Source organism: Alteromonas sp. G5_S2_22_S1, assembly GCF_054968525.1.
Genome location: NZ_JBQKUJ010000009.1, coordinates 69,622 through 95,643, shown reverse-complemented (window position 1 = coordinate 95,643; position 26,022 = coordinate 69,622). Strand labels below are relative to the sequence as shown.

At 45.0% G+C, this 26,022-nt stretch carries 29 protein-coding genes; 20 read left to right on the top strand and 9 right to left on the bottom strand.

The annotated features are described in order from the left end of the window. Positions 1-5: 5 nt before the first annotated feature. The 3 genes from ACTRWF_RS11430 to ACTRWF_RS11420 all read left to right on the top strand — a co-directional run bounded on the left by ACTRWF_RS11430 (position 6) and on the right by ACTRWF_RS11420 (position 2,243). Positions 6-836: an ATP-binding cassette domain-containing protein gene (locus tag ACTRWF_RS11430; protein ID WP_462835575.1), complete on the top strand. Its 831-nt coding sequence runs from the start codon at positions 6-8 to the stop codon at positions 834-836. Between the two features lie 37 nt (positions 837-873). Continuing rightward, on the top strand, positions 874-1,605 hold the full coding sequence (locus ACTRWF_RS11425; protein WP_462835574.1) for a DUF2470 domain-containing protein: 732 nt from the start codon (positions 874-876) through the stop codon (positions 1,603-1,605). 191 nt (positions 1,606-1,796) lie between these two features. Beyond that, positions 1,797-2,243, top strand: a complete 447-nt coding sequence (locus tag ACTRWF_RS11420) for a Dabb family protein (protein WP_015067980.1) — start codon at positions 1,797-1,799, stop codon at positions 2,241-2,243. 202 nt (positions 2,244-2,445) lie between these two features. On the opposite strand, the gene ACTRWF_RS11415 is transcribed toward ACTRWF_RS11420, so the two are convergent. Beyond that, on the bottom strand, positions 2,446-3,609 hold the full coding sequence (locus ACTRWF_RS11415) for an AI-2E family transporter (RefSeq protein ID WP_462835573.1): 1,164 nt from the start codon (positions 3,607-3,609) through the stop codon (positions 2,446-2,448). A gap of 287 nt (positions 3,610-3,896) precedes the next feature. Here ACTRWF_RS11415 and ACTRWF_RS11410 point away from each other — a divergent pair, with 287 nt between their 5' ends. The 3 genes from ACTRWF_RS11410 (at position 3,897) to ACTRWF_RS11400 (ending at position 6,196) form a co-directional block, all read left to right on the top strand. Further along, complete coding sequence (locus ACTRWF_RS11410) at positions 3,897-4,046, top strand: histidine kinase dimerization/phospho-acceptor domain-containing protein (protein ID WP_232362979.1); 150 nt, start codon at positions 3,897-3,899, stop codon at positions 4,044-4,046. A gap of 27 nt (positions 4,047-4,073) precedes the next feature. Continuing rightward, complete coding sequence (locus ACTRWF_RS11405) at positions 4,074-4,973, top strand: ATP-binding response regulator (RefSeq protein WP_015067978.1); 900 nt, start codon at positions 4,074-4,076, stop codon at positions 4,971-4,973. A gap of 134 nt (positions 4,974-5,107) precedes the next feature. Further along, complete coding sequence (locus ACTRWF_RS11400) at positions 5,108-6,196, top strand: Gfo/Idh/MocA family protein (protein WP_015067977.1); 1,089 nt, start codon at positions 5,108-5,110, stop codon at positions 6,194-6,196. A 113-nt stretch (positions 6,197-6,309) separates the two neighbouring features. On the opposite strand, the gene ACTRWF_RS11395 is transcribed toward ACTRWF_RS11400, so the two are convergent. The 3 genes from ACTRWF_RS11395 to ACTRWF_RS11385 all read right to left on the bottom strand — a co-directional run bounded on the left by ACTRWF_RS11395 (position 6,310) and on the right by ACTRWF_RS11385 (position 8,816). Then, a complete protein-coding gene (locus ACTRWF_RS11395) occupies positions 6,310-7,383 on the bottom strand; it encodes an ADP-ribosylglycohydrolase family protein (RefSeq protein WP_462835572.1) in 1,074 nt (357 codons plus the stop codon). 90 nt (positions 7,384-7,473) lie between these two features. Next, positions 7,474-8,262: a lipase family protein gene (locus ACTRWF_RS11390; protein ID WP_157316547.1), complete on the bottom strand. Its 789-nt coding sequence runs from the start codon at positions 8,260-8,262 to the stop codon at positions 7,474-7,476. A gap of 197 nt (positions 8,263-8,459) precedes the next feature. Further along, positions 8,460-8,816 carry a RidA family protein gene (locus ACTRWF_RS11385; protein WP_020746550.1) on the bottom strand — a complete coding sequence of 119 codons (357 nt, stop codon included), beginning with the start codon at positions 8,814-8,816 and terminating at the stop codon, positions 8,460-8,462. 243 nt (positions 8,817-9,059) lie between these two features. Between ACTRWF_RS11385 and ACTRWF_RS11380 the strand changes: the two genes are divergently transcribed. From ACTRWF_RS11380 to ACTRWF_RS11365, 4 genes are all read left to right on the top strand, one after another. Further along, positions 9,060-9,263: a type II toxin-antitoxin system prevent-host-death family antitoxin gene (locus ACTRWF_RS11380; protein WP_232362874.1), complete on the top strand. Its 204-nt coding sequence runs from the start codon at positions 9,060-9,062 to the stop codon at positions 9,261-9,263. After that, positions 9,241-9,597 (top strand): type II toxin-antitoxin system RelE/ParE family toxin, encoded by a 357-nt coding sequence (locus tag ACTRWF_RS11375; RefSeq protein ID WP_012519647.1) that lies wholly within the window; start codon positions 9,241-9,243, stop codon positions 9,595-9,597. Before ACTRWF_RS11380 ends, ACTRWF_RS11375 begins: the two co-directional genes overlap by 23 nt. Before the next feature lie 481 nt (positions 9,598-10,078). After that, positions 10,079-10,339 carry a type II toxin-antitoxin system ParD family antitoxin gene (locus tag ACTRWF_RS11370; protein WP_012519646.1) on the top strand — a complete coding sequence of 87 codons (261 nt, stop codon included), beginning with the start codon at positions 10,079-10,081 and terminating at the stop codon, positions 10,337-10,339. Beyond that, a complete protein-coding gene (locus ACTRWF_RS11365; RefSeq protein ID WP_012519645.1) occupies positions 10,326-10,619 on the top strand; it encodes a type II toxin-antitoxin system RelE/ParE family toxin in 294 nt (97 codons plus the stop codon). The genes ACTRWF_RS11370 and ACTRWF_RS11365 overlap by 14 nt, the downstream gene beginning before the upstream one ends. 784 nt (positions 10,620-11,403) lie before the next feature. Here the strand turns inward: ACTRWF_RS11365 and ACTRWF_RS11360 are convergent. From ACTRWF_RS11360 to ACTRWF_RS11345, 4 genes are read right to left on the bottom strand one after another with little or no spacing between them, the layout of a single operon-like run. Then, positions 11,404-12,192, bottom strand: coding sequence for an alpha/beta fold hydrolase (locus ACTRWF_RS11360; RefSeq protein ID WP_462835571.1), 789 nt, complete (start codon positions 12,190-12,192; stop codon positions 11,404-11,406). A 9-nt stretch (positions 12,193-12,201) separates the two neighbouring features. Further along, positions 12,202-13,404: a 3-oxoadipyl-CoA thiolase gene (gene pcaF / locus ACTRWF_RS11355; protein WP_462835570.1), complete on the bottom strand. Its 1,203-nt coding sequence runs from the start codon at positions 13,402-13,404 to the stop codon at positions 12,202-12,204. After that, entirely contained in the window at positions 13,404-14,222 is an 819-nt protein-coding gene (locus tag ACTRWF_RS11350) for a CoA-transferase subunit beta (protein WP_168476877.1), read from the bottom strand. The genes pcaF and ACTRWF_RS11350 overlap by 1 nt, the downstream gene beginning before the upstream one ends. A 2-nt stretch (positions 14,223-14,224) precedes the next feature. After that, positions 14,225-15,037 (bottom strand): CoA transferase subunit A, encoded by an 813-nt coding sequence (locus tag ACTRWF_RS11345; RefSeq protein WP_168476879.1) that lies wholly within the window; start codon positions 15,035-15,037, stop codon positions 14,225-14,227. A 196-nt stretch (positions 15,038-15,233) separates the two neighbouring features. On the opposite strand from ACTRWF_RS11345, the gene ACTRWF_RS11340 reads away from it, so the two are divergent. Beyond that, positions 15,234-16,013, top strand: coding sequence for an IclR family transcriptional regulator domain-containing protein (locus tag ACTRWF_RS11340; protein ID WP_014977320.1), 780 nt, complete (start codon positions 15,234-15,236; stop codon positions 16,011-16,013). Positions 16,014-16,019: 6 nt separating this feature from the next. On the opposite strand, the gene ACTRWF_RS11335 is transcribed toward ACTRWF_RS11340, so the two are convergent. Next, positions 16,020-16,928 (bottom strand): LysR substrate-binding domain-containing protein, encoded by a 909-nt coding sequence (locus ACTRWF_RS11335; protein ID WP_462835569.1) that lies wholly within the window; start codon positions 16,926-16,928, stop codon positions 16,020-16,022. A gap of 103 nt (positions 16,929-17,031) precedes the next feature. Between ACTRWF_RS11335 and ACTRWF_RS11330 the strand changes: the two genes are divergently transcribed. The 9 genes from ACTRWF_RS11330 (at position 17,032) to ACTRWF_RS11290 (ending at position 26,009) form a co-directional block, all read left to right on the top strand. Then, positions 17,032-18,147 (top strand): muconate/chloromuconate family cycloisomerase, encoded by a 1,116-nt coding sequence (locus tag ACTRWF_RS11330; protein ID WP_168476881.1) that lies wholly within the window; start codon positions 17,032-17,034, stop codon positions 18,145-18,147. Between the two features lie 9 nt (positions 18,148-18,156). Next, positions 18,157-18,435, top strand: coding sequence for a muconolactone Delta-isomerase family protein (locus tag ACTRWF_RS11325; RefSeq protein ID WP_014977317.1), 279 nt, complete (start codon positions 18,157-18,159; stop codon positions 18,433-18,435). Positions 18,436-18,484: 49 nt separating this feature from the next. Then, a complete protein-coding gene (gene catA / locus ACTRWF_RS11320) occupies positions 18,485-19,423 on the top strand; it encodes a catechol 1,2-dioxygenase (protein ID WP_462835568.1) in 939 nt (312 codons plus the stop codon). A 25-nt stretch (positions 19,424-19,448) separates the two neighbouring features. Next, positions 19,449-20,816 carry an SRPBCC family protein gene (locus ACTRWF_RS11315; protein ID WP_462835567.1) on the top strand — a complete coding sequence of 456 codons (1,368 nt, stop codon included), beginning with the start codon at positions 19,449-19,451 and terminating at the stop codon, positions 20,814-20,816. Between the two features lie 12 nt (positions 20,817-20,828). Then, positions 20,829-21,311 carry a benzoate 1,2-dioxygenase small subunit gene (gene benB / locus ACTRWF_RS11310; protein WP_202943168.1) on the top strand — a complete coding sequence of 161 codons (483 nt, stop codon included), beginning with the start codon at positions 20,829-20,831 and terminating at the stop codon, positions 21,309-21,311. A gap of 15 nt (positions 21,312-21,326) precedes the next feature. Continuing rightward, entirely contained in the window at positions 21,327-22,349 is a 1,023-nt protein-coding gene (benC, locus tag ACTRWF_RS11305) for a benzoate 1,2-dioxygenase electron transfer component BenC (protein WP_462835566.1), read from the top strand. Beyond that, complete coding sequence (locus ACTRWF_RS11300) at positions 22,346-23,125, top strand: 1,6-dihydroxycyclohexa-2,4-diene-1-carboxylate dehydrogenase (protein WP_462835565.1); 780 nt, start codon at positions 22,346-22,348, stop codon at positions 23,123-23,125. The genes benC and ACTRWF_RS11300 overlap by 4 nt, the downstream gene beginning before the upstream one ends. An 86-nt stretch (positions 23,126-23,211) precedes the next feature. Then, positions 23,212-24,405 (top strand): benzoate/H(+) symporter BenE family transporter, encoded by a 1,194-nt coding sequence (locus ACTRWF_RS11295; RefSeq protein ID WP_371342391.1) that lies wholly within the window; start codon positions 23,212-23,214, stop codon positions 24,403-24,405. Between the two features lie 434 nt (positions 24,406-24,839). Continuing rightward, on the top strand, positions 24,840-26,009 hold the full coding sequence (locus ACTRWF_RS11290) for a DcaP family trimeric outer membrane transporter (RefSeq protein ID WP_462835564.1): 1,170 nt from the start codon (positions 24,840-24,842) through the stop codon (positions 26,007-26,009). The last annotated feature ends 13 nt before the right edge of the window (positions 26,010-26,022 follow it).

Genomic DNA, 26,022 nt, shown 5'->3' with positions numbered 1-26,022 from the left:
CTAATATGAAAATTGAAAGACTAGAGCAAAGTGATAATGGCAAACGGTTAAACACTGAGTTGCTTACATTAAAAGATGTTGTCATTGCCAGAGGTAAGAAGCGCTTGCTAGAGCCGCTATCGCTTTCTTTCCACACCGCTGAGTTTACCGCTATCGCCGGTGAAAACGGATGTGGTAAGTCTACGCTATTAAGTATGCTTAGTGGTGTAGAAACGCCGTTTAATGGAGAGCTAACCCTTGGCGGGCAAGCGATAAGTTCGCTAAGCGCAATCCATTTAGCGTTGCAGCGTGCTGTAATGGCACAAAGCGCATCGACGCCTTTTGGTTTTATTGCCGATGAACTACTTCACTTAGCGCGATATCAGCATATTGAGTTGTTAGAACAAAAGAGTCCTCTGATTAATCTTGTAGCTAAGCAGTTTGACATTACACACTTGCTTGCTCGAAATATACAAACCTTGTCAGGCGGTGAAAGGCAAAGGATATTTCTGGCCAAGGCTGTTCTTCAAATATTACCAAGTGATCAGAACGAGAGCTTGGAAGGCAAGCTTTTGCTGTTAGATGAGCCCACCTCGGCGCTTGATTTACGGCATCAGAAACGGGTAATGCAGCAACTGGTCGCGCTACGAGAAAAAGGGCTGTGCATCGTTTGTGTAAGCCACGACCTTAATTTGATTTCCCCTTACTGCGACAGACTGATTTTACTGGGTGAAAAGCGGTGCTTAGCCGACGGACCACCCGCGCGGGTTCTTACTACCGATATGCTATCTCGGTGCTATCACACCCAGCTAAACCTAATTAAAAACGAACAAAAACAAGTTTTCGTGACACATTAATTTTCGCGAAAACCGAAAAACAAGAACGGAGTTAACCATGAGCATGCAAGATATTGCATTTCAAACAAAACAGCTAAGCCGCACCCATCACAGCGGTGTATTGGGCACGCATTCAACATCAATGCCCGGCTACCCTTTTGGTTCGGTTGTACCTTACTACCTAACGCCAGCCGGTGACGCAATTATCTATATTAGCGATATCGCGCTTCACACTCGCAATATTAAAGCGAACGACAAGGTAAGCTTAACTATTTTCGATGCCGGTGAGGATGACTCTCAGGCGAACGGTCGCGTTACTATTATGGGAAGTGCTGAGCTTGCGAAGCAAAACGACGTAAAAGCGCAGTATTTTCGTTTGTTTCCGCAAGCTAAAAAATACGAGCAAACCCACGATTTTAATTTTTATGTTATACGCACTGAACGAGTACGCTTTATCGGTGGTTTCGGAAAAATCCATTGGGTTGATAAAGTCTATTGGAGTGTTGAAGCCCAAGACTGGCATGGCGCGCCAGAGAGTATGATTAACCATATGAACGAAGATCATCAAGACGCGATGCAGCTTATTTTGCAGCACAAAAAGGGTGTTAACGTTGAAGAGCCAATAATGCATAGCGTATTTCCAGAAGGCATGCATTGCGGTACAGAAAAACAAACGTGGTTTGTCCCTTTTGAGGCGCTGTGTGTTTCGTCAACAGATGTACGAAAAGCGTTGGTTAAACTGACTAATGATGCACGGGAAGCGCTTAATGTGCCCAAAGCGGTTTCATAGTTATTTTTAAACCTTAATATGAAGTGCAGTTAGAGAAGGGTTAAGCGGGCCGGCACAGTTTGAACTGCATGTAGTGCGAGCAAGAGCTAATGCACTGTTCAACATAATCGCAAAGTAAAGTTGCTTCATCTTGCTCATAGTGCCATGGTAAGTTAACTCAAAGTACAACGCCGACCAAGGGAGTGTAAAAGATGACAGACATAAAACGTAGGCAGTTTGTTACGCGTGCTAGCGCGCTAGCTTCTATCGCCGCTTTACCGGCAAGCGCTGCGCCTTCAGCGGTTGTGGCTGCAACCACCGAAACGTCTAGCGCAACAGATGCCATGCTTCCTCCTGTACTTCATATGGTCTACTTTTGGCTTAATAACCCGGGTTCTACCGAAGATAAAGCAAAGTTGATTGCGGGGTTAGAGTCGTTAAAAGCCATACCGCAGATTCACTCCATTCACATTGGCGTGCCGGCAAATACCTTAAAGCGTGACGTTATCGATAATTCGTTTGATGTGTCCGAACTCATGTTTTTCGAAAGCGTTGAGGCACAAAACGAATACCAGTCTCACCCTATCCATAAACAATTTGTTGAGCAATGCGCTGGTTTGTGGCGCAAAGTCGTAGTGCGAGACTCTGTTTCTGTGTAGGCGATGTATGTAGTAAGAACAATAGACTCGCTACTACAGAGGCTTGATGGCTTAGCTTTGTTGGGAGAACGTATAAACCTAATGCCGGTAAACGTGCTACCACCCCATGGGTGATACGTACCCCGATTAGAGTCGCTAGGAAGCGCGTCAAAACATTTCAGGCAACACTATTGCCATAAGCAAATTAGCAGTGATTAAACGTTTACTTGGATTCGATAAGCCTAATCCAGTGGTTAAAAACACCTAGATTTTCTAGAATAATCTTAACGCACATTAGTATAGGCACTGCTAGTAAAACGCCCACCACGCCCCAGAGCCAGCCTGTGATGGCTATCCAGATTATGATGATCAACGGGTTTAGCTGCATGCTTCGACCCAGAACGGCTGGCGTAATCAACTGAGACTCCATAATATTCAGCGCTAAAAAGATGCCTGCAGGCAAAAATGCACCACTAGTAAGCCCGAATTGAACGAGCCCTACAACGAGCAACACCAAACAGCTTGCAATGCCGCCTAAGTAAGGCACAAAGTTCATCAAAGCTACGAGTGCTCCCCATAGTAGCGCATCTTCAATGCCTAAGTAATGGAATGCACCAGCTGTAGCCAGCCCTAAACACGTATTTATGATACTGATCGTTACGATATATGAGGAAAGCTGCCGTTGAATTTGATCTACTAGAACCAGTGCACGCCTTTTGTTGGTCACCACTGGAAAATCTCTTATAAAGACGTGAAACAGGTTAGGCCCAAAGACTAATAAAAAAAAGATTAACACTATGCAGGCTAGAATTTGCGCTAGCAAAAATGGTGCACTACTAAAAAGTGTTAGGCCCATATCAATACCACTTTGTTTAATTTTGTCGGTTACTGAATTTGTAGCATCTGATTGAGTAGCGGGCTTTTCAGACGCGTTATTGTCGCGAAACCAGTCGAAAAAAGAAGATTCTTTTTCTACGGGGGCAGATTCCGCAGGCGCAGTATAGGCGTCTATACTCTTACTAATTTCTTCTATTTCTTCCGTGATCTCGGCGGCTATTTTAGGAAGGTCGTGTATCCAACGCTCAGCGGGTTCAGCAAGTTCTAGCGTAAGTAGGGTGAACGGCGTCACCAGTATCGCAATTAACGCTCCTGCCGAAATAGTTCGGGGTACAAACAGCTTTCTTGCAAAAGCAACCAGAGGACTCAACAATAGGGCGATAAACGCTGAAAAGAAAAGCGGGATAAGTAACGATTTCGCTAAATATAACGTGTAGATAAAAGCGAAGACCACCAGCATATTTAATAGCCTAGTTTGCTTAGCTATTTTTGGGTATGCGCCAGCTAAGTTCTTTTTTTGTTTGTCTTGAGTAGAGCCAGCGTTATCCATGTCTTAGCCTCTGGTGAGAAGTGATTTTCGCTAATATTTACTGAGAAAAAAGGTGTAAATATTACGACGTTTTAATTATTAAAGTTCATTAAGCGCGCAGGTAATTCACTTGCTTAGATGTCTCTTCAATCTTTTCGGTTGTTTGGGTTCACTATACACTGTTTCGCGTTTACAGGTGTTATGCCTATAAATATTTACATGGCACCTGAACACTGGAACTCATCGCTTTTTGCCTCTGTTTACTTTTATAGATACACAGCGAAAACCGTGAACCCCTTCGTAATCCGTTGGCACCCATTCGCAACGCATTAGAGATTCTACAGTCGGATGATTATAGCCAGAGCCAAAAATGTGAGGCTTTTGGGCGAGTCGGACGTCAAGTAAGCCAGATGACAAGGCTGGTTGATGATCTTATGGATGTGTCTCGTATTACCTAGGGGAAAATAAGAATTCACCGTAAACCCGTGAACTTGTGTGAAATTCTGGGTACGGCGATAGAAACTATTCAACCCCTAATTGATGAAAAGCAGCATACGTTATTATTGGAAAAAGTGACGTTTCCCATTTGGGTTGATGGCGATCTTATACGCTTGTCCCAAATTTTTTCAAACATCATTAATAACGCCGCGAAATACACGCCGTCTGGTGGAATTATAGAAGTTCTTATCACTACCGTCGGTGGCAAGGTTACCATTACAGTTAAAGACAATGGTGAAGGGATCCCTACCGATAAGTTAGAAACCGTCTTTGATATGTTTAGCCAGGTAGAAGGCGGAATCGAGTGCTCGCAGGGCGGTTTAGGCATTGGGTTAACCTTGGTAAAACGGCTTACGGAAATGCACGACGGTAGCGTGAATGTATATAGTGATGGGGTAGGCAAAGGCACAAAACTTGAGGTTACCTTTCCCATCTCAAACAATGTTTCTTCATCGCCCAGTAAGAGTCAAAAAGTCGAATACATACCAGAAGCGCCTTCAGAAAAACTCAATGTATTAATAGCAGACGACAATCAAGACGCTGCTATTACCATGGGCTGGATTTTGGAGGCAAAGGGGTGTCAGGTGCAGGTGGTGGAAGACGGCCCTTCAGCATTAAAAGCGGTAGAATCTTTCACTCCGGATTTGGTAATGTTGGATATTGGCATGCCGGGCATGAATGGTTACGATTTATGTGCCGCTCTTCGCAAAAAGCGCGCCCTCGCTCCTGCCATATTTGTAGCGCAAACCGGGTGGGGACAACCTTCGCATATTCAGCGCTCTAAAGAGGCAGGGTTTGACCATCACCTTGAAAAACCTTTAGATTTAAGTGATCTTGAACGCATCGTTGCCGAGGCTAGGCAAGCGAAAGCGATACGAAGGAACTAAGCTGTATTATCGACGGCATAAGCCAAGTTTTACATTGTTGCTTATCCTATTGAATAAAAAACAGTAGTGATCTTTCTAGGCAACAAGGGCACTACTTAAACCATACAGGGTTAAATTCTTAGTGGAGGGTACTAATGCCTCGCATTTCTCGTCGTCGATTTCTTCAATTGGCCGGTTCAGGTTTGTTAGTCGCTCAGAGCCCTTATTTGCTGGCCCAGCCCACCAAAAAAAAGCTGGGCATTGCGCTGCTTGGGCTAGGTAATTACAGTACCAATTTGCTCGCGCCTGCGCTTCAGCACACCAATTACTGTGAATTGCGCGGCATTATCACGGGCACTGAAAGTAAAATACCCAAGTGGCAACGCCAGCACGGTATTAAAGAAAGCAATGTGTATACCTATCGCACAATGGATGATATTTCGAACAATGATGATATTGATGTTATTTACGTTGTTACACCAACCGGTACGCACAAAGACTTCGCGGTAAAGGCCGCGAATACAGGTAAGCACGTGTGGTGTGAAAAGCCAATGGCGATGGATAGCGAGGAGTGCCAAGCTATCATTGATGCCTGCAATAAAAATAACGTTACCTTGTCTATTGGCTATCGTATGCAGCACGAGCCTAACACCCGTACTTTTCATCAATATATAGATACGAAGCCTTATGGAGAAATCACGGCCGTGTCGAGCTTTGCCGGTTACTCAGGGCAGGGGAGGTCGCCAGACAACTGGCGTATGCAAAAGCACATGGGCGGCGGCGCACTATATGACATGGGCGTTTATGCGATAAACGGTCCCCGATTTTTAACAGGCAGAGAGCCGGTAGCTGTTACCGGCAGCCATCCTCCACAACGTTTTCCTGATAAGTTTACCGAAGTTGATGAAACTACCTTATTTACCATGGACTTTGGCGACGGACTGGTGGCGGATTGCGGCACTAGCGTAGTAAAAGGGTTTAATCATTTCAAAGCTGACTGTGAAGACGGTTGGTATCAGCTAAAACCAATGCAGAGCTACAACGGTGTAACGGGTACAACGTCTGATGGGAAAACACTGCCACCTATTGACGGTATGCAGCAAACCCTTCAAATGGATAACGATGCTTTAGCCATAATAGCCGGGCGACAGCCAATGGTAACCGGTAGTGAAGGACTGGCTGATATTAGAATTGTAAACGCGATATTTAAGGCTGCGAGAACTGGTGAAACAGTGACGCTGTAAGGTTTTGCCTCAATGCTAATTAAGGTAAAGCGAAGTACCAATGAACGGTAGCCCTTATACTGATAATTTACCGTTCACTTCACCGGTAAAATCACGCAGCCTTTGTATCTGATTTACTGTATATCAAGGGAGTCAATTAGTGAGTTTAGCTTTTTAGCGTCGGTTAATTCGCTAAACCACGGGGTTATCTCAACCCCGTGAATTAAGCCTAGCAGGGCTCCTAATACAAAACCGCGATGTACGTTGTCACCTCCCACATTGGTGTTCGCCATCAACGCCTTTTTTGGGGTATCAGCATAGCGGTAAGCAAAATATAAAACGGCTGGCCAAGCGTCTGAGATATAACACGCTGGTGAATACATACGCCCAACAATTTCGATATCGCTTTTGTTCTTTGCGGTAAGCTCGGCCAAGTTCATACCTGCTGAACTACGTGCAATTTCACCCAAAATGTCCTTGGGTGGTTCATCTTCGCGGTGCATTAATTTGTATATCAGCTCAACATAGAAATCGCATACTGACGCCAGGGATTCATCTGGGTGAGTCAAATATAGGTGACTACGACACAGGCGTTTTACATCCTCAAGCGCAGTGTGCTTGGCTGCTTCTACTACAGCAAGAGGTGTTACCGACACAAGCGCACCTATTGAAGCTGTATCATGGGTAACAGCACCACATTTTTCGGCTGGAGTGCCTTGCTCAATATTCGCGAAAAAACCTCTGTGATAAGACTCGGCATACGTGTCAGGGTGTTTAGGTTCATCGGCGCGCATAAAGCTAATGTATTGGTTTAAAAACTCATCGGTGTCATAGCCTTTGAGCGCACATGTTAGAACAATACGGGCGCAGTGGGCATTAAGCGTATTTTCTCCTGCTTTCATACCTTGATGGTAATGAATATTGTCTTTACCCCAGTACTGTCTTTTGCCTTTTAGAATGATCTCACCCACTATCTCTTTTTGGCTGGCTGATACTTTGTTTGCGCGGCCACCTTGTTGTGTGGAATGCAGCGACATTATTGAAGATGGGTGAAAGGAGGGAGCATCCTCAAACTGCTCTATTCCTAACGGAAACGCTTTGTAGATATCAGCTGGGTTGTAAAACCAGTGCACCGGCATAGCAAGTGCATCGCCGACAAATGCGTTTTTAAGTGCTGCTTTTGCGCGCTCTATCATTAATGAAGCCATACTTCCTCTCGCCTACCAACTAAGCCGTTTGGGTGGGAATGCGTGTAATAACTCATTTAAATTACGAGTAAATGGCTAAAAATGATCGTTTTAATGCTCGTCAAACAATGACTTGTTGCGGATATATTTTCGCATGTAGTGGTAGGTAATTGGACGCAACAACCAACTTTGAAGCGACATAAAAAAGCGCTTATGTGTAGGCGTGTTTTCATATATTTTATCGTCGTGCAGCCAAAGCATTTTACCCACGTGCCAAAAGTAAAAAGGGAAGGGCGGCATAAAGGTGATGACATCTAGGTCGCAACAAATACGGTAGGTCCTGTGGTGCAACGTGTAATGTTTATACCACGAGCGCGTGCCAACGGCGGGCTGCCCGAAAGTCACTACTCTTTTTACTGACTTTGGGAATCGCCTTTGAAAATAATCAGCCATCAGCACAGCGACCGCACCGCCCGATGAGTGACCAATAAAAGAAAATCGCTTACCTTGGTCGCGAAGGGGTTCTAACACTTTAACCAGTAATTCTCTAAGCGGTAATGCGTCATCTGAAGTCTTCGTGCTTGAATACATCGGTTGTGCGAGTAACCTTGCAAAGCCCCAATGCACAAAAAAGCGCCTATCCAACTGGTTCAGTTTGTAAGGTATAAAAACCAAATTAGCTAGCCAGTCTTTAAAGCCCAACGAGCCACGAAAAACGATGATGACCTCTTTTTTGTTTTCGACCCACAATATTCTTACGCTCATTCTGCCGTATTTATCGACGAGATGCCGTTCGTGAAAAGGATCTAATACTTTATGGTATTGCGCATCGGCGTCGGGGTAGGCAAGTTGACAGAGAATGGCATATCGTTCGTATTGATAGCGTTTCAATTTCTTCATGAAAACTCATATCGGAGCAATGTGCATTTTGAAATAGTGCTTTTGACGGCACTTTCAGAGAACTTTATACGCTATAGGATATATATTTCAGAGATATGACGGTGAGGGATACTTGAGTAAATTTAGCATGGTTGGCTCTATGCAGTGGTGATATACCATCAATCATAGAGCCTAAAATCAGTTCTTCGTTTTAATGCTTAATCTGTAATCTCAGCAGCAACAACCGAGATTTCTACAAGAAGAGCTTCGCGTGCCATATCGGCAGTAACGCAAGCTCGCGCGGGTGCGTAACCTTCTGGAACCCAGTTGTCCCATACCTCATTCATCTTCGCAAAATCATCCATGGTTTTTAGATAAATGGTAGCTGACAGAATATGCTTTCTATCGCTGCCCGCCTGAATAAGCAGGCTATCTACTTTATCTAACATGGTTTGGGTTTGGTGGGTAATATCTTGCGTGGCATCTGCGCACACTTGCCCGCACAAATAGATAACGCCATTGTGCTTTACAATGCGACTCATGCGCTGCTTGGTTTCCATCCGTTCGATATTCATTAATTAAAGCCTTTAAGGAGTTTTGAAGAGTTAATGTTGAGCGACTTTAGTTGGTTTGTTTGGTTTCTTCAATTGTTAGGCAGTGCGAAATGAAGTATTAAATAAATGTTCCGGTATAGGCATATCATAAAAATATTGCGGTCCACTCGGAAATCTATCCGTTTCATTTTTCGTCTATCGGACTATAATAAGTCTATATTTAGACCAATAGAAATTGTCATGAAAACTCAAACTGTATCTTACATGAAGGAACATGCGAATCATCTGGAATTGGATAACCCCATTTTGGTCACGCAAAATGGCAAGCCAAAGTATGTTATTCAGGATGCGAATGACTACGAAGAACAGCAACAAACTATAGCATTATTAAAACTCATAAATTTGTCAGAACGCAGAGCGCGACAGAACGGGCTATTGGATCTGGATGAAGCATTTGACGACGATTGAATACAGCATAAAAGTGACACCGGTTTTTAAACTTTGTTTGAAAAAACTGGATGCATTTTTAATCAGAAAATTTAATCACAATGTTGCAAACGAGGCCAAGCGAGCTATTAAATCGAAAGTTAAGTCTCAACTCTCTGGAAATCCGTATTCTGCGCCTCATAGTGACAGGCTCCTGGAGTTAGGGTTAACCGAATACAGGCAGCTTCTTGTCGATAGTCATAATGTGGTGCTTTACCGAGTTGAAGAGTCTACAAAGACAGTCATTCTTCTTCTAGTTTTTGATTCTAGACAAGACCTGAAAAAGCTTTTGTTTGAAGTTAATTTACTCGTCTGATTTACCCCAAATTAATAGAACAGGATAAATACTGATCCCCCGTTTATGGTGTAGAGCCGGTCTCAGTAACTACTTCTAAAAGAAGAAGATGGTACCAGTGGGTGGGCTTTGATTGGACCGACACTCGGCCGACACGCTTGCGTGGCGATTTGCTGAATTCTAGACACAAAAAAACCGACGCAAAAGTCGGTTTCAGTATCTGCTTCTGTAAAGAAGAAGATGGTACCAGTGGGCGGACTTGAACCGCCACGCTATCGTTAGCAGCGGATTTTGAAAAGACGGTGGCTATTTTAGTTTTATAAAATCAATTACCTATCAGACGAAAAAGAAACTTTGCAAATTCTTTACATAACTACTTTGATTCTCAACCAAGATTCCAGCCAATTTGCGCAATTAGTACTGCTTTGTAAAAAGTCTACCTTTAGATTAGCAAAATGATCATAACATGCGCATAATATAAGCATAACATGTGGAGGTGTTTATGAACGTTACTCTTGGCTCTGAATTTGAAAAACGCATAAATGAAAAAGTTGCATCAGGACTTTACACATCTGCAAGCGAGGTGATCAGAGATGGTTTACGGTTGTTGTTTGAAAAAGATGTATCGAAGCAACAGCAACTTGAGATACTAAGAGAAGAGGTTGGCAAGGGCTTTAAACAGTTGTCTGATGGGCAAACTTCCGATAAGTCTGCGCTGGATATTTTTGCTGAAGTGAGCAAAGAAATCGATGGCAAGGTATAAATTATCTGAGCTTGCTGAGGAAGACTTGCGACTCATATCCGCCAAGACCATCGAAAAATGGGGTCTGTCTCAGGCGAAAAAATACGTGTCGCTGCTACATGAAACTATGATTCAGATTGCGACTACTCCAACTTTGGGAAGAAACAGACCTGAACTGTTTGAAACGGCTAGAAGCTTTCCCGCGCAAAAGCACATTGTATATTATTGGCAAACCGAAGCTGGAATAGAGGTCGCTAGAATATTGCACCAGCGCATGGATGTACTTATAGCGTTTGAGTGATGACCGAGCTAGAACGTACCTACCCAAAAATAGTTAAGGTTTGCCTAGTGTTTATTGTGGGAGTGGTTTAACGAGAAAGTTAGAACCACAGGCACAAAAAAACCGACTCAAGGTCGGTTTATTGTTTCTCTTCTTAGTAAATAAAAAGAGAATGGTACCAGAGGCCGGGCTTTGATTGGACCGACACTCGGACGGCGCGCTTTAGGCGTGCCGATTCAATTTCGTTCAGGCACAAAAAAACCGACTCAAGGTCGGTTTATTGTTTCTCTTCTTAGTAAATAAAAAGAGAATGGTACCAGAGGCCGGACTTGAACCGGCACGCTATTTCTAGCAACGGATTTTGAAAAAAATGTGTCTAGTTTAGTTTATTTATATCAAGTGTTTAAAGGGTTAAAAATTAGCTTTGCAAGTTCTTTGCATAACTTCTCCATAGTGTTTTTGACGTCTAAAGTGTCCAATATAGGAAATAGTCGAAAACGGAGTAATGTTGCATCAAAGCGATTTTAGTTAAACTCAATTCAACCGAGTTCGAACGAAAAGTGCTCGCGACCTTTTTAAAATTATTTCAATAGCTTGGTACCTTAGCTAAGGTTTTAAGTCATATTCATTTGCTTTTTAAATTAAGTAAAAAACTCAACATGCGGGGTGAATAGGTACGTATACATCGACCTATAATTAGTTTACGCAAGGTAACATGCCTTTATTTTGAACTTTCACTTGTCTTTGATAAAGAATATCCTCCCGTGTTGTTTACTACTAAAGCGATTTTAGTATTAATAACAAGTTATTTAATCATTTCTAAGTGTTCTCTTATCAATGACGTAAACTCGCGACTTGCTTCAACCGAAGGCACATGCCCAGTTTGTTTTAATTCCGTCACAGGTGCACTAAGGGTTTCTCCCAATGCTTGTAATGATGAGGTGGGTGTAGCGACATCATCTTCACCTGCAATAAGCAAAATAGGTGCACCATTAGGTTTAAGTTTTGTATGTGTGTCTCTTTCGCCTAACCACGCACACAATAAACCGTAAGAGTGATCGTCAACGTTCGCTAGCAAACCTTCCCATTGTGACAGTAACGTGGGGAAACGTTTGGTACTAACCGGGCTAAACCATCTTGGAACTAAGCTGGCTGCGAGGGTTTCAAGCCCTTGCTGAGTCACATTTTTCTGGCGCTCCAGCCATGCTTCAGCGGAACCTATTTTCATACCAGTATTCGTTAACACTGTGCTTAACAAGCGTTCTGGGTGGGAAATTAATAGCTGTTGCCCCAACATTCCACCAATTGACGTACCCACGAAATGAAACTTATCTATACCTAGCGAGTTACACAGGGTTAATAAGTCGTCAACTAACTGTGATTCAACAAGGCTTTTCGTGTTTGCGGGGTAAGCTTTACTGTCACCGTGTCCAGGTAGGTCATAACGCAAAACGCTGAAGTTCAGCATTAAGTCTGGTACTAAGTAGTCCCAAACACGCATATTCATACCCAACGGGTGAGCTAGCACTACAACAGGTTTGTGCTTAGTCTCAATGAACTGGTAGTGAATACCTTGCTCTGATATTGTCGCCATGTTGAGTTCCTAAATGCGTTTTAGCAGTGTCGCTATACCTTGGCCAACACCAATACACATACTGCATAGTGCGTAATCGGCCGAGGTTTGTTCAAATTGTAATGCGGCAGTATGCAGCAGGCGTGCCCCCGACATACCGAGTGGATGGCCAAGTGCAATGGCGCCGCCATTGGGGTTTACTCTTGGATCATCTGCACTAAGTCCAAGTTCCTGCATACAGGCCAAGGCTTGTGCAGCAAATGCTTCATTAAGTTCAATTGTGCCAATATCGTCTAGGGTCAACTTTTGTTTTGCAAGCAATTTATTAATCGCAGGTACTGGGCCTATACCCATGATAGTGGGTTCAACGCCAGCGGTAGCCATCCCTTTAATTTGAGCAACAGGCGTTAAGTTATAACGTTCAACGGCTGCTTCACTTGCGACAAGCATGGCAGATGCGCCATCGTTAATGCCCGATGCATTACCTGCGGTAACCGAGCCGTTTTCACGAAATGGTGCTTTTAGTTTTGCCAATGCCTCTAATGTAGTTTGAGGGCGTATGTGTTCGTCTTTGTCGATGACGATGGCATCGCCTTTTCTTGGCTGAAAGGTCACAGGTGTTATTTCTTTAGCAAAACGGCCAGACGCTTGAGCAGCTGCGGCTTTTTGTTGAGACTGATACGCAAAGTTGTCTTGTGCTTCTCGGCTAATCGAGAATTTCGCTGCTACATTTTCTGCAGTTTCAGGCATGGTTTCTGTGCCATATTGCTGCTTTAACGCAGGGTTAATGAAGCGCCACCCCATGGTGGTATCTTCAAGTATTTGTGAGCGGTCAAATCCGTTTTGTGCTTTGCCCATCACAAATGGAGCTCGTGACATAGATTCAACGCCGCCAGCAAGAATAAGGTCTGCTTCACCTGATGCAATTGAACGATAGGCAAGGCCAATGGCATCCATACCAGAACCACACAAACGATTAATTGTGGTGGCTGGTACCGAAAATGGCACGCCTGCAAGCAAAGTGGCCATTCTAGCAACGTTGCGATTGTCTTCACCAGCTTGGTTCGCACAGCCGAAAAACGCATCATCAATACTTTCTGCTGGTAACTGAGGGCACTGTGTTAGTACTGCACGAATAACTTGCGCGAGCAAATCATCAGGGCGAATGCTGGCTAGCCCACCTGCATACCGGCCAATGGCAGAGCGGTTAGGGTTACATAAATAAACGTTCATTACGCAGTCTCCGTTTGGCTGTGCGCCGCTTCAGTAACGCGCTTTAGTTCTCTTAATACTTCTATTTCGCTGCTGGTGGGTTCGTCAGTGGTTTGAAGTGTGTCAGCAAAGCGAATGTCCCAGCCAGTGGCATCAATTACCTGGTGCTTTGTAACGCCTGGATGCAAACTCACTACAATAAGTTCGTTGGTTTCTTCTTCTGGCTTTAATATACAAAGGTCAGAAATCACCAAAGTTGGGCCTTTACCCAGCGTAGATTTGCCTTTGCGGCTTTGACCGTCTCGACCAAAACCCAAAGTAGTAATGAAGTCGACATCTTTAACAAAAGTACGCTTTGAATGCCTTACGGTAATGATCACTTCTTTGGCATTGGTTGAAATTTCTGGTGCACCGCCACCGCCAGGAAGACGAACTTTAGGATTGGCATAACTGTGAGCGCCATCGGGGCCACTGTCTTTGTGTGATGCAGCGATGACTGTTGTGTTAATGTTGCCGTATCGGTCTACTTGTGCGGTGCCAAGGAAACCCACATCAATATGACCACCTTGCAGCCAATAACGAAACATTTCGGGAACTGAAACGGTGGTGAGTGCAGACTCGCAAAGTTCGCCATCACCAATAGATAAGGGTAGAACCTGCGGTTTGGTTTCTATAGTACCTGACTCGTAAATAAGTGTTATGTCAGGGGCATGAGTAAGGCGTGCTAAGTTCGCTGCAGCACTTGGTAAGCCAATGCCCACAAAACAAGTCGAATTGTTATTCAAAGCACGGGCCGCGGTAATCGTCATCATTTCATCTGAAGTATATTGTTCGGTCATAATTATTCTCCTGCTTGAAATACTTCTTCATCTAACCACTTTAAAAATGGCTCGCGCTCTCGGCTTATGCTGTCCCACCTCTTGTAGTAACTGTTGTCGCGCGGGTAGTAACCATGTGTATAAGACGGCTTAGCGCCAAACGGCACGGTGGCAATGGCGTTGATAGTCCAAGCGGGAAGCACACAACTATTTGGACCTGCTTCTAAGTCGTCCACAATTTCTTCAACGGTGACAATGCTGTAGCGCGAAGAGAGCACAACTTCCTTTTGAACCCCTAAAATACCTTCAATGAGTACGTTTCCTGCGCGGTCTGCTTTTTGCGCATGGACTATGCCAACATCGGGTTTAATTGATGGCACCGCTGCCAGCGCTTCGCCGGTAAACGGGCAAGTAACGGTTTTGATGTTGGGGTTTACGTGCTGCAGATCACTACCTACATAACCTCTGAATACCGCCATGGGCAGGCCTGATGCGCCCGCTTCATAAGCATTCGCCATTGCTGCGTGACTGTGCTCTTCAATTTCAAGTGGGGCGGGGTAGCCGTGTTCAATGGCATCACGTACGCGGTGTAAAGAACCTACACCTGGGTTTCCTCCCCATGAAAATACAAGTTTTCTTACACATCCTGCACCGACTAGCTGATCGTAAATAAGATCAGGGGTCATTCTTACCAATGTGAGGTTACGGCGTCCTTGGCGAATAATTTCATGCCCTGCGGCGAAAGGAATGAGGTGAGTAAATCCCTCTAATGCAACGATGTCGCCGTCCTTAACGCCATCTTCAATAGCTTTTGAAAGTGTTGTAAATAGTGTCATAATAAAAGTTCGCAATACGAATGTTGATTCATAATGCGAACAAATTAATAACTTTGATTGTTTAGGTCAAGTAATAAATGTTAAAAATTGCTGGGGCGATCAGTCAAACCAATTTATGTTGCTGAATTCATAAGAGAACTGGTACTTCGTTAAACAATAAGAAATAATTCGCAAGAACCAACAAGAGACATAGTGCATGAGTGAAGAAAAAATACCGTCAACCCATCGCGATTACATAAGCGCGCTTGCTACCGGACTAGAGGTGTTAGGGGCGTTTGATGGTCAAAACAAAGAAATGACCTTATCGCAAGTAGCTGAAAAAATGGGAATTGATAGGGCTAAAGCCCGTCGGTTTTTACTTACATTGCACTCTCTTGGCTATATCCGTCGCGAGGGACGACTCTTCGCCTTGGCACCTAAAGTGCTGTCGTTAGGGCAAGCTTATACTAGCAGCAATGGTTATATAGCAGTGGTCGAGCATTACCTTAAATCAATTACCGCAGAATTAGGGGAGTCGGCGTCTCTTGGGAAGTTAGATGGACAGTCAGTGGTGTACGTGGCGCGTTCTCCGGCATCACATCGTCTTATGTCGATTAACATAACAACGGGCACTCGACTGCCTGCACCGTATACGTCAATGGGGCGAGTACTTGCAGCACATCTTGACGCTTCAGAATTAACAGCATGGGTGAATGAAGCACAGTTACACCCACACACCGAGAAGAGTATTACCACTGCACAGGCGTTAGAACAGGAACTGATTAAGGTTAAGCAACAAGGTTTTAGTATTGTTGATCAAGAGCTTGAAGCGGGGTTGCGCTCGGTTGCTGTACCTGTATTTAGTGGCAAAGGTGAATTGCTGGGGGCGATGAACTTAAGTACCAATGCATTAAGGGTGAGCTTAGAGACCATCACCGAGCATTGTATTCCAGTACTTAAGCATGCTGCTGAACAAATAAAACAAGATCTGCGCTAACCCCTTTTAGGGGTAGCGACCTTCTATTCGGTTTTGCACCAACTCATCTAATATCACCATGGCCGCAGCCATAATGTCATCTTCGGCTTCCTCACGTTTACTGAGAAACACCGGGCTATTTATGCCGTCGTCTTTAAGCCGAACAAACGCTACACCATCTCTATTCATGCGCATCACTTGTTCAGGCACAAGGGTGAAGCCCATATCTGAGGCAACAAGACCCAGTGCAGTACCTATATCATTAACTTGTTGGGCAACTCTGACTCTCAACCCGCGACTGGCAAACAGATCCAAACAGATGTTAGCGAACGTTGGAGGCTTACCACCTGGGTAAGTAATTAATGGCAGTGTTGCGAGCTCTGCCATATCAACATCGTCATTAGCAAGTGGATGATGGATAGGTAGAGCGGCAAGGATAGGCTCGCTGAACAACAACTTCTGAGTCACATCGGCTTCTAGTGATGGCATCACAACCCGACCAAAACCCATATCAATTTTACCTGACTTGAGGGCTTCTATTTGTTCACCAGTTTTCATTTCGTGCAGTTCAACATCCACTTTGTGCTGCTGTCTTAAGCGCCTAACAAGCTGAGGAAGTTGCCCGTAAAAAATGGATGGAACAAAGCCAATTCTGAAAATTCGCTTTTTTCCTGCATCAATTCGCCGACTTTCTTCAACACATGAAGCTAACTTTTCAAGTATGAGTTGAGCCTGTTTCCAGAAGTATTCGCCAGCGGGGGTTAGGGTAATGCCACGGGCTTCTCGCTGAATGAGTTGAACGCCAACTTCTTCCTCTAACTGTTTGATTTGTCTAGTTAAAGGTGGCTGGGCCATGAATATCTTTTCGGCCGCTCTGGTCATGTTCTTTTCTTTTGCTACCGCGCAAAAGTAGCGTAAATGCCTTAACTCCACCATACCTCCTAGGTATCGATACTAACTAAATCAATATTGGTTGTTAACAAATAATATTTGTAGGTTACTCACAGACATTTACTGGCAACACAAAATTAACATTTACATGATATCACAAATTCAAACTTACATTGTCGATATTCCTACGATACGACCACACAAATTGTCCATGACATCTATGGCGGTTCAGTCGATGGTTATCGTAAGAATTACCGACGACAACGGCCTTGAAGGTATTGGCGAAGGTACAACAATAGGTGGCCTTGCGTACGGCGCTGAGAGCCCAGAAAGTATCAAAACCAACATTGATACTTATTTAGCACCTTATTTGATTGGACAGTCAGTTGCCAGCCCTAAAGCATTAATTAACAAGTTACAACTTGCTTTTAGAGGTAACCCTATTGCCAAGTCTGCGGTGCAAACGGCCCTGCTTGATTTGCTTGGTAAACAACTTGGTGTGCCAGTTTCAACCTTACTCGGTGGTTCTTGCAATAATCATTTGTCTTGTCTTTGGGTATTGGCCTCAGGCAATACCGAAAAAGACATTGAAGAAGCGAAAGGCCTGGTAGCCGAAAAGCGCCATAACATTTTCAAACTGAAAATTGGCTCTCGTTCAGTACGTGATGATGTAGCGCATGTGGGCAAGATCAAAGCAGCGATAGGCGATGACGTAAGTATTCGCGTTGATGTTAATCAAGCGTGGAGCGAGTCTCAAGCTACTTATGGTATGGCTGCACTACAAGAAGCCGGTATTGATTTAGTAGAGCAACCGACTCCTGCAAAAGATTTTGCCAGCCTTGTACGTCTGTCTAAGAAATTTAACATCGGCATTTTGGCTGATGAATCTATTGCTGATAGCACAGATACCCTTTTGTTGGCTCAGCAAGGCTTCACAGGCTCAGTGGCCCTTAAGATAGGCAAAGCAGGCGGACTGTTTGGTGCACTTGATGTGGCTGCTGTGTGCAACGCGGCAGGTATTGGGCTATATGGCGGTACGCTGCTCGAAGGCACTGTGGGTACCACTGCCGCGTTACATGCATGGTCGACTCTACCTGTTATTGAATTTGGCACAGAGATGTTTGGCCCACTTCTGCAGTGCGATGACATCGTTAAATCCCCTCTAAATTATCACAACTTTGGCGTTGAAGTTCCTACGACAGCCGGGCTAGGGCTCGAAATCGATGAGGACAAATTACGTCAATACACCCGCAAGGCGAAGTAAGGAGCAAATATGTTATTCAAAGTTGAAATGACTGTGATACCGCCAGCACATCTGAGCGAAGAAGAATTTAATGCAATTAAGTTGAAAGAAAAAAACTATGCCGAAGGACTGCAGGAAGAAGGCATTTGGGTACACCTTTGGCGAGTGGCTGGTCAATACGCCAATGTGAGCATATTTGAGGTGAAGGATAACCAGCATTTACACGACGTACTAATGGGCTTACCGCTGTACCCCTTTATGACGATGAGTGTGACGCCTTTGTGTCAGCACCCTTCATCAATCAAATAAAAAACTAACAGGCAAAAACTCGCTGCATTGCAGCGCGGAGACTAAGACTATGACTACTATCAATACTTTACAAACTGAACATGTTCAAACGTTACTTAAGCGTGCCGCTGGTCTAGACAACGACAAAGGCAATCCTCGCACTAAAGAAATTATGCACCGCTTGCTAACTGACGTGTTCAAGATGATTGAAGACCTCGACATTACACAAGAAGAGTTTTGGCAAGGCGTTAACTACCTAAATGAATTAGGTGCTAATGGCGAAGCCGTGCTGCTTGCTCCAGGTTTAGGTTTTGATCATTTTCTTGATGTTCGTGAAGACGCCAAAGACGCTGCCATTGGTGAGCTAGGCGGTACACCACGTACTATTGAAGGTCCGTTGTATGTTGAAGGCGCGCCGACAAGCGAAGGCGAAGCAAGAATGGATGACGGTCAGTCACCTGGCCAAGAAATGTGGCTACATGGTCAGGTTGTTGATGAAGAAGGAAACCCAATTGCAGGCGCAGTTGTTGATATCTGGCATGCCGACGTGAAAGGTGCTTACTCGCATTTTGACCCATCTCAAACACCGTTTAACTTACGTCGCCGCATCATTGCTGATGAGCAAGGCTGCTATCGCGCACGCAGTATTGTACCTAGCGGCTACGGTTGCCCTCCAGGTGGTTCAACGATGAAAGTGCTAGAAAGCCTTGGCCGACATGGTAATCGTCCTGCGCACATTCACTACTTTGTAGCAAAAGACGGCTTTAAGCATCTTACTACGCAAATTAACTTAGCCGGCGATGAATACACCTATGACGATTTCGCTTTCGCAACGCGTGACGAATTGGTTGTAGAAGCAAAAACTGTATCTGAGCCAGAGCAAATTAAAGCCATGGGTTTCAAAGACAACTACCTTGATGTGGAATTCAACATCACATTAATGGCAACGAAGAACGACGAGAAGCAAGACAAGCATGCTCGTGCCCGCGCAACTGTGGAGCAGGCGTAAGCCTGCTACCTTCGGGAGATAAATTATGTCAGCAACATTGAATCAACTAGAACAGAAGATCCGTGGTGCCGTTGAGGCCGACGACGAGACGGGTCATTACCGCTGTGACCGTGGGATCTTTACCGATCAAGATTTATTCGATTTAGAAATTAAGCACATTTTTGAAGGTAACTGGGTATTTTTGGCACATGAAAGCCAAATTCCCGAAATCGGTGATTATTACACTACCACTATTGGCCGACAGCCGGTGGTTATTACGCGTAACAAAGACGGCGACCTAAATGCCATTTTAAATACGTGCTCGCACCGCGGTGCCACACTATGTCGTCGTAAACGCGGTAACAAAACGTCTTTTACTTGCCCCTTCCACGGTTGGACATTTAACAACTCGGGCAAACTTTTAAAAGCGCGTGATCAGAAAAAAGGTGGTTACCCTGAGTCGTTCAACACAGATGGCTCTCATGACCTTAAGCATATTGCTCGTTTTGAATCGTATCGCGGCTTTTTGTTCGGGAGTTTGAATGCCGATGTATTACCGATAGAGCAATATTTAGGTGAAACCACCAAGGTTATCGACAACATTGTGGATCAAGATCCAGAAGGTATCGAAGTTATTCGTGGTACTTCAACCTACACCTACGAAGGTAACTGGAAGCTAACTGCAGAAAACGGTGCCGATGGCTACCACGTTGGAACTGTTCACTGGAACTACTTATCAACGATGAGCCACCGCAATTACGAAGAAGGCGGTACAGAAGCGGTTGATGCGAAAAGCTGGTCGGGTGAGGGTGGTTTCTATTCATTTGAAAACGGTCACATGATGTTGTGGACACGTTTAACAAACCCAGCTGCACGTCCTATTTACAGCCAACTAGAACGCCTTCAGCAGGAAGTGGGTGAAGCGCGCGCTGACACCATTGTAAACCAAACGCGTAACTTGTGTTTGTACCCTAACGTTTACGTGATGGACCAATTCTCAACACAAATTCGCGTACTTCGCCCTATTTCTGTGAATAAAACTGAAGTGTCTATTTACTGCTTTGCGCCTAAGAGCGAGTCTGCTGAAAATCGTCAAAAGCGCCTTCGTCAGTACGAAGATTTCTTTAACGTATCTGGTATGGGAACACCGGATGACCTAGAAGAATTCAGAGGTTGTCAGCAAGGCTACGAAGCGCGTGATATGCGTTGGAACGATATGAGCCGAGGTGCAGCGCACTGGATGGAAGGCCCAGATGATTATGCTAAAGGTGTTGGTATGGACACAGTTGCGTCAGGTATCAAACCAGAAGATGAAGGCCTATACGTTCATCACCACAAGCATTGGGTTGAAGAAATGCTAAATGCGATTGAGCTAGAAAGAGCCAGTCATATTCCTGTTGTGCAAAAAGATTAAGAGGTGGCAGTGATGACTTATCAGGAAATTCAGGCGTTTGTATTTCGCGAAGCGCGTTTACTTGACGACCGTCAATGGGATGAGTGGCTGACGTGCTATCACCCAAAATGTGAATACTGGATGCCAGCATGGGATGATGATGATCAGTTAACTAACGATCCTCAAAAAGAAATCTCACTCATTTATTACCCCAATCGCAATGGCTTGGAAGACAGGGTTTACCGCATCAAGACTGAGCGTTCGGGTGCGAGTATGCCAGAGCCGAGAACCACGCATCAGTGCAGTAATTTAGAAGTACTGAGCCAAGACGAGACAACAGCGGAAATCCGCTACAACTTCAACACCCTTAGCCATCGCTATCGCGAGACATCACATTTCTTCGGAACTGTGTTTTGCTCATTGGATATCAGTGGTGAAACGCCTGTAATTACACGCAAGAAAGTGGTGTTGAACAACGATTATATCAACCAAGTTATTGATGTATATCACCTGTAAAGACGGAGAATTATTATGTCTTTCAAAGTAGCTCTTAATTTCGAAGACGGCGTAACGCGCGTTATCGAATGTAATGATGGCGAGACCGTGCTCGACGCTGCCTATCGCCATCAAGTGAAACTGCCAATGGACTGCTCTGATGGTGTTTGTGGAACCTGTAAAGGTAGCTGCAAGCAAGGTAGTTACGACTTAGGTGATGAATACATCGATGAAGCGTTAACCGATGATGAAGCTGAAGATGGGTTAATTCTTACCTGTCAGATGCTGCCTCAATCAGATGTGGTGGTTTCTATTCCTGCGGCCTCATCGCTGTGCGCATCAGGCCCGCAAAGCATTACAAGCACCATTACCAGTGTAAATGCGTTGTCGGACACCACCATTGAATTAAATGTCGCTTTGTCTGAGCCACTTGATTTCTTGCCTGGTCAGTACATTAACTTGGGGCTGCCAAACTCTGATGAGACCCGTGCGTATTCATTTAGCTCTTGCCCGGGAAGCAAAGATGCAAGCTTCCTTATTCGCAATGTGCCTAATGGCTTGATGAGTACTTACTTAAGCAAAAACGCAAGTGCTGGAGACGTGCTTCCGGTAACCGGTCCACTCGGTAGTTTTTACTTACGCGCAGTAGAGCGCCCAGTACTTATGCTAGCAGGCGGAACAGGGCTTGCACCTATTCTTTCTATGCTGGCGTCGCTTGTGCAGAACCCAACCAGTCAACCTGTGTATTTACTCTACGGTGTGACCAATGTGGATGACTTGGTGAAGCTTGAAGCCTTACAAGAATATGCCGATGCATTGGACAACTTTAGCTACGCTACAGTCGTCGTTAACCCAGATAGCGCACATGAGAAGTTGGGTTTTGTTACTGATCATATGGAAAGTGTTCCATTTGCACTGGCTGACGCCGATGCATATTTATGTGGGCCTCCGCCAATGGTTGATGCCGTGCGTCAATACTTCAAAGATGCGGGCACAAACCCATATTCGTTCCACTACGAAAAATTTAACCCCAGCCAGCCTAAAGAGGAAGCCGCATGAGCTTGCGCTTCGACGGGCAGGTCATTGTAGTTACCGGCGCAGCGCAAGGCATTGGCCTTCGCGTTGCACAACGAGCTGCTACTGAGGGAGCAAAGTTGGTATTGGTGGACCGCTCAGCGCATGTTCAACAGATTGCCCAGTCACTCAATGAAAACGGTGTGGATGCTATTGCTGTAGAGGCTGATTTAGAAACCTACGAAGGTGCGCTTAATGCTATGAATACGGCATCGGCGCATTTTGGGCGAATCGATAAGCTTATCAATAATGTGGGGGGGACCATTTGGGCCAAACCCTACGAGCATTATCAAGCTGACGAAATTGAAAAAGAAGTTCGTCGCTCGTTGTTCCCCACGTTGTGGTGTTGTCGCGCTGTACTACCTGCCATGTTAGACAACGGAAAAGGCGCCATAGTGAACGTATCTTCGGTTGCTACTCGTGGTGTAAACCGCGCGCCTTATGCCGCGGCAAAAGGGGGCGTGAATGCACTGACAGTGTCACTTGCCTTTGAATACGCGCAGCACAATATTCGTGTGAATGCCACGGCACCAGGTGGAACCGATGCGCCTCAGCGCATTATTCCGCGCAACGAGTCTACACAAAGTGAGCAGGAAAAAATTTGGTATCAGCAAATTGTCGATCAGACCATTGATACCAGTTTTATGTCTCGTTACGGCACGCTAGATGAACAAGCATCTGCCATTTTGTATTTAGCTTCAGATGAAGCCAGCTATATTACAGGAACTATTTTGCCTGTTGCTGGTGGAGATTGTGGTTAAGTAACAAAAATAGAATACCGCGTTCCCAAGCTGTGCTATTCGCAGGTAATTTCTTGCGGGTAGCACGGCAACCAATGGAGTGACTTATGCAAAATCAGCCTACTTTCATTTCTTTTCCACCGTTAAAAGACTGGTCGTTGTCTGCCGCAGTAGCGGGGATCCTTGCTTCGACAATGGGCTATGCAGGTCCACTGGTTATCTTGTTTCAAGTTGCCGAATCGGCGAATTTGAGCAGTGAGGTACTGACTTCTTGGATTTGGGGGATGTCTATTGCTAGCGGTTTACTATGTGGTTGGTTTAGCTTGCGCTATCGCATGCCCTTGCTTTTTGCATGGAATGCACCGGGTTCTGCCTTGCTCGTCACCTTAGTGCCGGGTATGCCGTGGAGCGATGTGATAGGCGCGTACATTATGTCTGGTGGCATTTTGTTGTTATTAGGAGTAACAGGGGCATTTGAGCGGCTAGTGAATCGATTGCCTTTGGCCTTAGCTGCGGCACTGTTGGCAGGAATATTGGTTAACTTTTCTCTCGATCTCTTTTCTAAGATGACACAAGCGCCTTTACTGGGGCTGGTGATGTTCGCAGGCTATATCTTATTGCGTCACTTGCTGCCGCGTTACGCCATCATGCTTACCGTTGCTTTTGGGGTAGGGGTACTGGCCTTAAACTATGATTTGTCATTTCAACAAGTTGACTGGCAAATATCAACACCGCATTGGTACATGCCTAGTTTCTCACTCACTGCATTATTTAGTATTTCAATACCGCTCATGCTAGTTGCTGTGAGTGGCCAATTTATTACTGGTATCGCCATACTAAGGCAAGACAAGTATTCACCACCGTCAAATCAGATTGTTGCAGGTAGTGGGCTTATGAGTATTCTGTTTGCTCCAACGGCGTGTCATGGGGTGAATTTATCTGCAATAACCGCTGCCATTTGCACCGGCCCAGATGCCAACCCCGACCCTAAAAAACGCTATTTTGGCCCTGCTGTCGCCATGCTGTGGTACATTGTGTTTGGGCTATTTAGCGCCGCGCTAGTGAGTGTGATTCAAGCGTTTCCTGCTGCGTTTATTGCAATGGTGGCCGGTATTGCACTTTTGGGGGCGCTGGAAGGGTCACTTTCTACAGCATTAAGCCAACCTGCAGACCGAGAAGCGGCGTTGTGTACCTTTCTTATTACCGCATCGGATTTGTCGTTATTAGGGCTTTCCTCCGCGTTTTGGGGGCTAGTCATTGGCGGCACTATCATTGTTGTTCAGCGCTATCTTAAAAAGTAACACCAGCAACAAAAGCAACACCGCTCCCAAGCAATTTTGACCCGCCAAATGGCGGGTTTTTTACTTGTTTTTTTCTTTATGTTTGCTCATTTTTAATTATTGGTGAATTAATTTATAAATAATAAACAAGTTGTGACGGGTAATTTTTGTCTACAAGAGCTATCAATGCTCTTCCAAATCTGCTTGTAATTATCAATTAATAACAATGGTTTATATGTTTTTCAATGCATTGTTGTTCAACCTATATACCGCAAAGCCATACCCGTTAAGTATTGCGAGTCACTCATTTGGTATTGGTTTGTGATTTATCTTCACAGTAAGTTCCTTGCTTAGAAACAATTGCATAACACAAAATTTACAAAGGTGGGTTGCCTTCACGTCAGTTGTTTCTGTTTATCACACACATGCTTGGCACATTTACAACGGAGAACTGAATGAATACTTTAAAACAAAAAACACTCATCAAGCCCCTACTTGCCTCGTCACTGTCGGTTGGTTTAGCGCTTGCTACTGGCGCAGAAGCAGCCAACCTAGCTGACACCGAGGTGAATTTCTCTGGTTATATCAAAGTTGACGCAATGTATAGCGACTACTCAAACGGTGAAGGTGTCGGCCCTGGTCGTGATATTTACGTACCGTCTTTGGTACAAACAGGCGCTACCGACGATGGGCTAGGCGGCCGATTTGATGCACACGCCAAACAGTCTCGTTTCAGATTTACTACCAATACGCCAGTAGGCGGTGAAGACGTCATTACCGGTGTGTTTGAATTTGACTTTCTATTGACATCTGGTGGTAACGAGCGAGTGAGCAACTCCTATACGCCTCGTATGCGACATGCTTACTTGAAATACAACAACTGGCTTATTGGTCAAACTTGGTCAACCATCATGGATTTGGGCGCTTTGGTTGAGTCAGTAGACTTTATTGGTACAACAGACGGTGTGGCTTTTACCCGCCAGCCGCAAATTCGCTATTCAAATAACGGTTTTGAAGTGGCGCTGGAAAACCCCGAGACAACCGTTGGCACTACCACAACCGCGCAAATTGCTACTGATGATAACTCTGTACCTGATCTCATTGGTACTTATACGATGAAAGCCAGCTGGGGTCATGTGAAAGTGGGCGGTATTTTGCGTCAGCTTGCTTATGAGACCGAAGGCGAAGATTACTCAGACACGGGTATTGCGCTATCACTTTCATCACGCATTAACTTAAGCAATGGCGATGACATTCGCATTCAAGTAGCAAGTGGTTCGGGCTTAGGTCGTTATGTTGGCGTAAATGCGGCCAATGGTGCCTTCCTTGACGATGAAGGTAACTTCGATGCCATCGATGCTACCGCGGTTACTGTAGCTTACCGCCACTTGTGGAGCGAGCGCGGTCGCACCAACCTTATTTTCTCCTCGTTAGATGTAGATACCGTTGAAGGCATGGTGGGCTCGCGCACACATGACGTGTACAGCACGCGCATTAACTACATCTACAACATTACTAAGCCGCTATCGGTTGGCTTGGAATATACCTACGCAAAGCGTGAAACCGCTGACGGTTTTGACGGTGACATGAGCCGCATTCAAGCAATGGCGAAATACGCTTTTTAACATTCACCTACCA

Excerpts from the sequence above, each read along its gene's own strand:
- ACTRWF_RS11430 (WP_462835575.1), top strand. The coding sequence starts at position 6 with ATGAAAATTGAAAGACTAGAGCAAAGTGATAATGGCAAACGGTTAAAC.
- ACTRWF_RS11425 (WP_462835574.1), top strand. The coding sequence starts at position 874 with ATGAGCATGCAAGATATTGCATTTCAAACAAAACAGCTAAGCCGCACC.
- ACTRWF_RS11420 (WP_015067980.1), top strand. The coding sequence starts at position 1,797 with ATGACAGACATAAAACGTAGGCAGTTTGTTACGCGTGCTAGCGCGCTA.
- ACTRWF_RS11415 (WP_462835573.1), bottom strand. The coding sequence starts at position 3,609 with ATGGATAACGCTGGCTCTACTCAAGACAAACAAAAAAAGAACTTAGCT.
- ACTRWF_RS11400 (WP_015067977.1), top strand. The coding sequence starts at position 5,108 with ATGCCTCGCATTTCTCGTCGTCGATTTCTTCAATTGGCCGGTTCAGGT.
- ACTRWF_RS11395 (WP_462835572.1), bottom strand. The coding sequence starts at position 7,383 with ATGGCTTCATTAATGATAGAGCGCGCAAAAGCAGCACTTAAAAACGCA.
- ACTRWF_RS11390 (WP_157316547.1), bottom strand. The coding sequence starts at position 8,262 with ATGAAGAAATTGAAACGCTATCAATACGAACGATATGCCATTCTCTGT.
- ACTRWF_RS11385 (WP_020746550.1), bottom strand. The coding sequence starts at position 8,816 with ATGAATATCGAACGGATGGAAACCAAGCAGCGCATGAGTCGCATTGTA.
- ACTRWF_RS11380 (WP_232362874.1), top strand. The coding sequence starts at position 9,060 with ATGAAGGAACATGCGAATCATCTGGAATTGGATAACCCCATTTTGGTC.
- ACTRWF_RS11375 (WP_012519647.1), top strand. The coding sequence starts at position 9,241 with ATGAAGCATTTGACGACGATTGAATACAGCATAAAAGTGACACCGGTT.
- ACTRWF_RS11370 (WP_012519646.1), top strand. The coding sequence starts at position 10,079 with ATGAACGTTACTCTTGGCTCTGAATTTGAAAAACGCATAAATGAAAAA.
- ACTRWF_RS11365 (WP_012519645.1), top strand. The coding sequence starts at position 10,326 with ATGGCAAGGTATAAATTATCTGAGCTTGCTGAGGAAGACTTGCGACTC.
- ACTRWF_RS11360 (WP_462835571.1), bottom strand. The coding sequence starts at position 12,192 with ATGGCGACAATATCAGAGCAAGGTATTCACTACCAGTTCATTGAGACT.
- pcaF (WP_462835570.1), bottom strand. The coding sequence starts at position 13,404 with ATGAACGTTTATTTATGTAACCCTAACCGCTCTGCCATTGGCCGGTAT.
- ACTRWF_RS11350 (WP_168476877.1), bottom strand. The coding sequence starts at position 14,222 with ATGACCGAACAATATACTTCAGATGAAATGATGACGATTACCGCGGCC.
- ACTRWF_RS11345 (WP_168476879.1), bottom strand. The coding sequence starts at position 15,037 with ATGACACTATTTACAACACTTTCAAAAGCTATTGAAGATGGCGTTAAG.
- ACTRWF_RS11340 (WP_014977320.1), top strand. The coding sequence starts at position 15,234 with ATGAGTGAAGAAAAAATACCGTCAACCCATCGCGATTACATAAGCGCG.
- ACTRWF_RS11335 (WP_462835569.1), bottom strand. The coding sequence starts at position 16,928 with ATGGTGGAGTTAAGGCATTTACGCTACTTTTGCGCGGTAGCAAAAGAA.
- ACTRWF_RS11330 (WP_168476881.1), top strand. The coding sequence starts at position 17,032 with ATGATATCACAAATTCAAACTTACATTGTCGATATTCCTACGATACGA.
- ACTRWF_RS11325 (WP_014977317.1), top strand. The coding sequence starts at position 18,157 with ATGTTATTCAAAGTTGAAATGACTGTGATACCGCCAGCACATCTGAGC.
- catA (WP_462835568.1), top strand. The coding sequence starts at position 18,485 with ATGACTACTATCAATACTTTACAAACTGAACATGTTCAAACGTTACTT.
- ACTRWF_RS11315 (WP_462835567.1), top strand. The coding sequence starts at position 19,449 with ATGTCAGCAACATTGAATCAACTAGAACAGAAGATCCGTGGTGCCGTT.
- benB (WP_202943168.1), top strand. The coding sequence starts at position 20,829 with ATGACTTATCAGGAAATTCAGGCGTTTGTATTTCGCGAAGCGCGTTTA.
- benC (WP_462835566.1), top strand. The coding sequence starts at position 21,327 with ATGTCTTTCAAAGTAGCTCTTAATTTCGAAGACGGCGTAACGCGCGTT.
- ACTRWF_RS11300 (WP_462835565.1), top strand. The coding sequence starts at position 22,346 with ATGAGCTTGCGCTTCGACGGGCAGGTCATTGTAGTTACCGGCGCAGCG.
- ACTRWF_RS11295 (WP_371342391.1), top strand. The coding sequence starts at position 23,212 with ATGCAAAATCAGCCTACTTTCATTTCTTTTCCACCGTTAAAAGACTGG.
- ACTRWF_RS11290 (WP_462835564.1), top strand. The coding sequence starts at position 24,840 with ATGAATACTTTAAAACAAAAAACACTCATCAAGCCCCTACTTGCCTCG.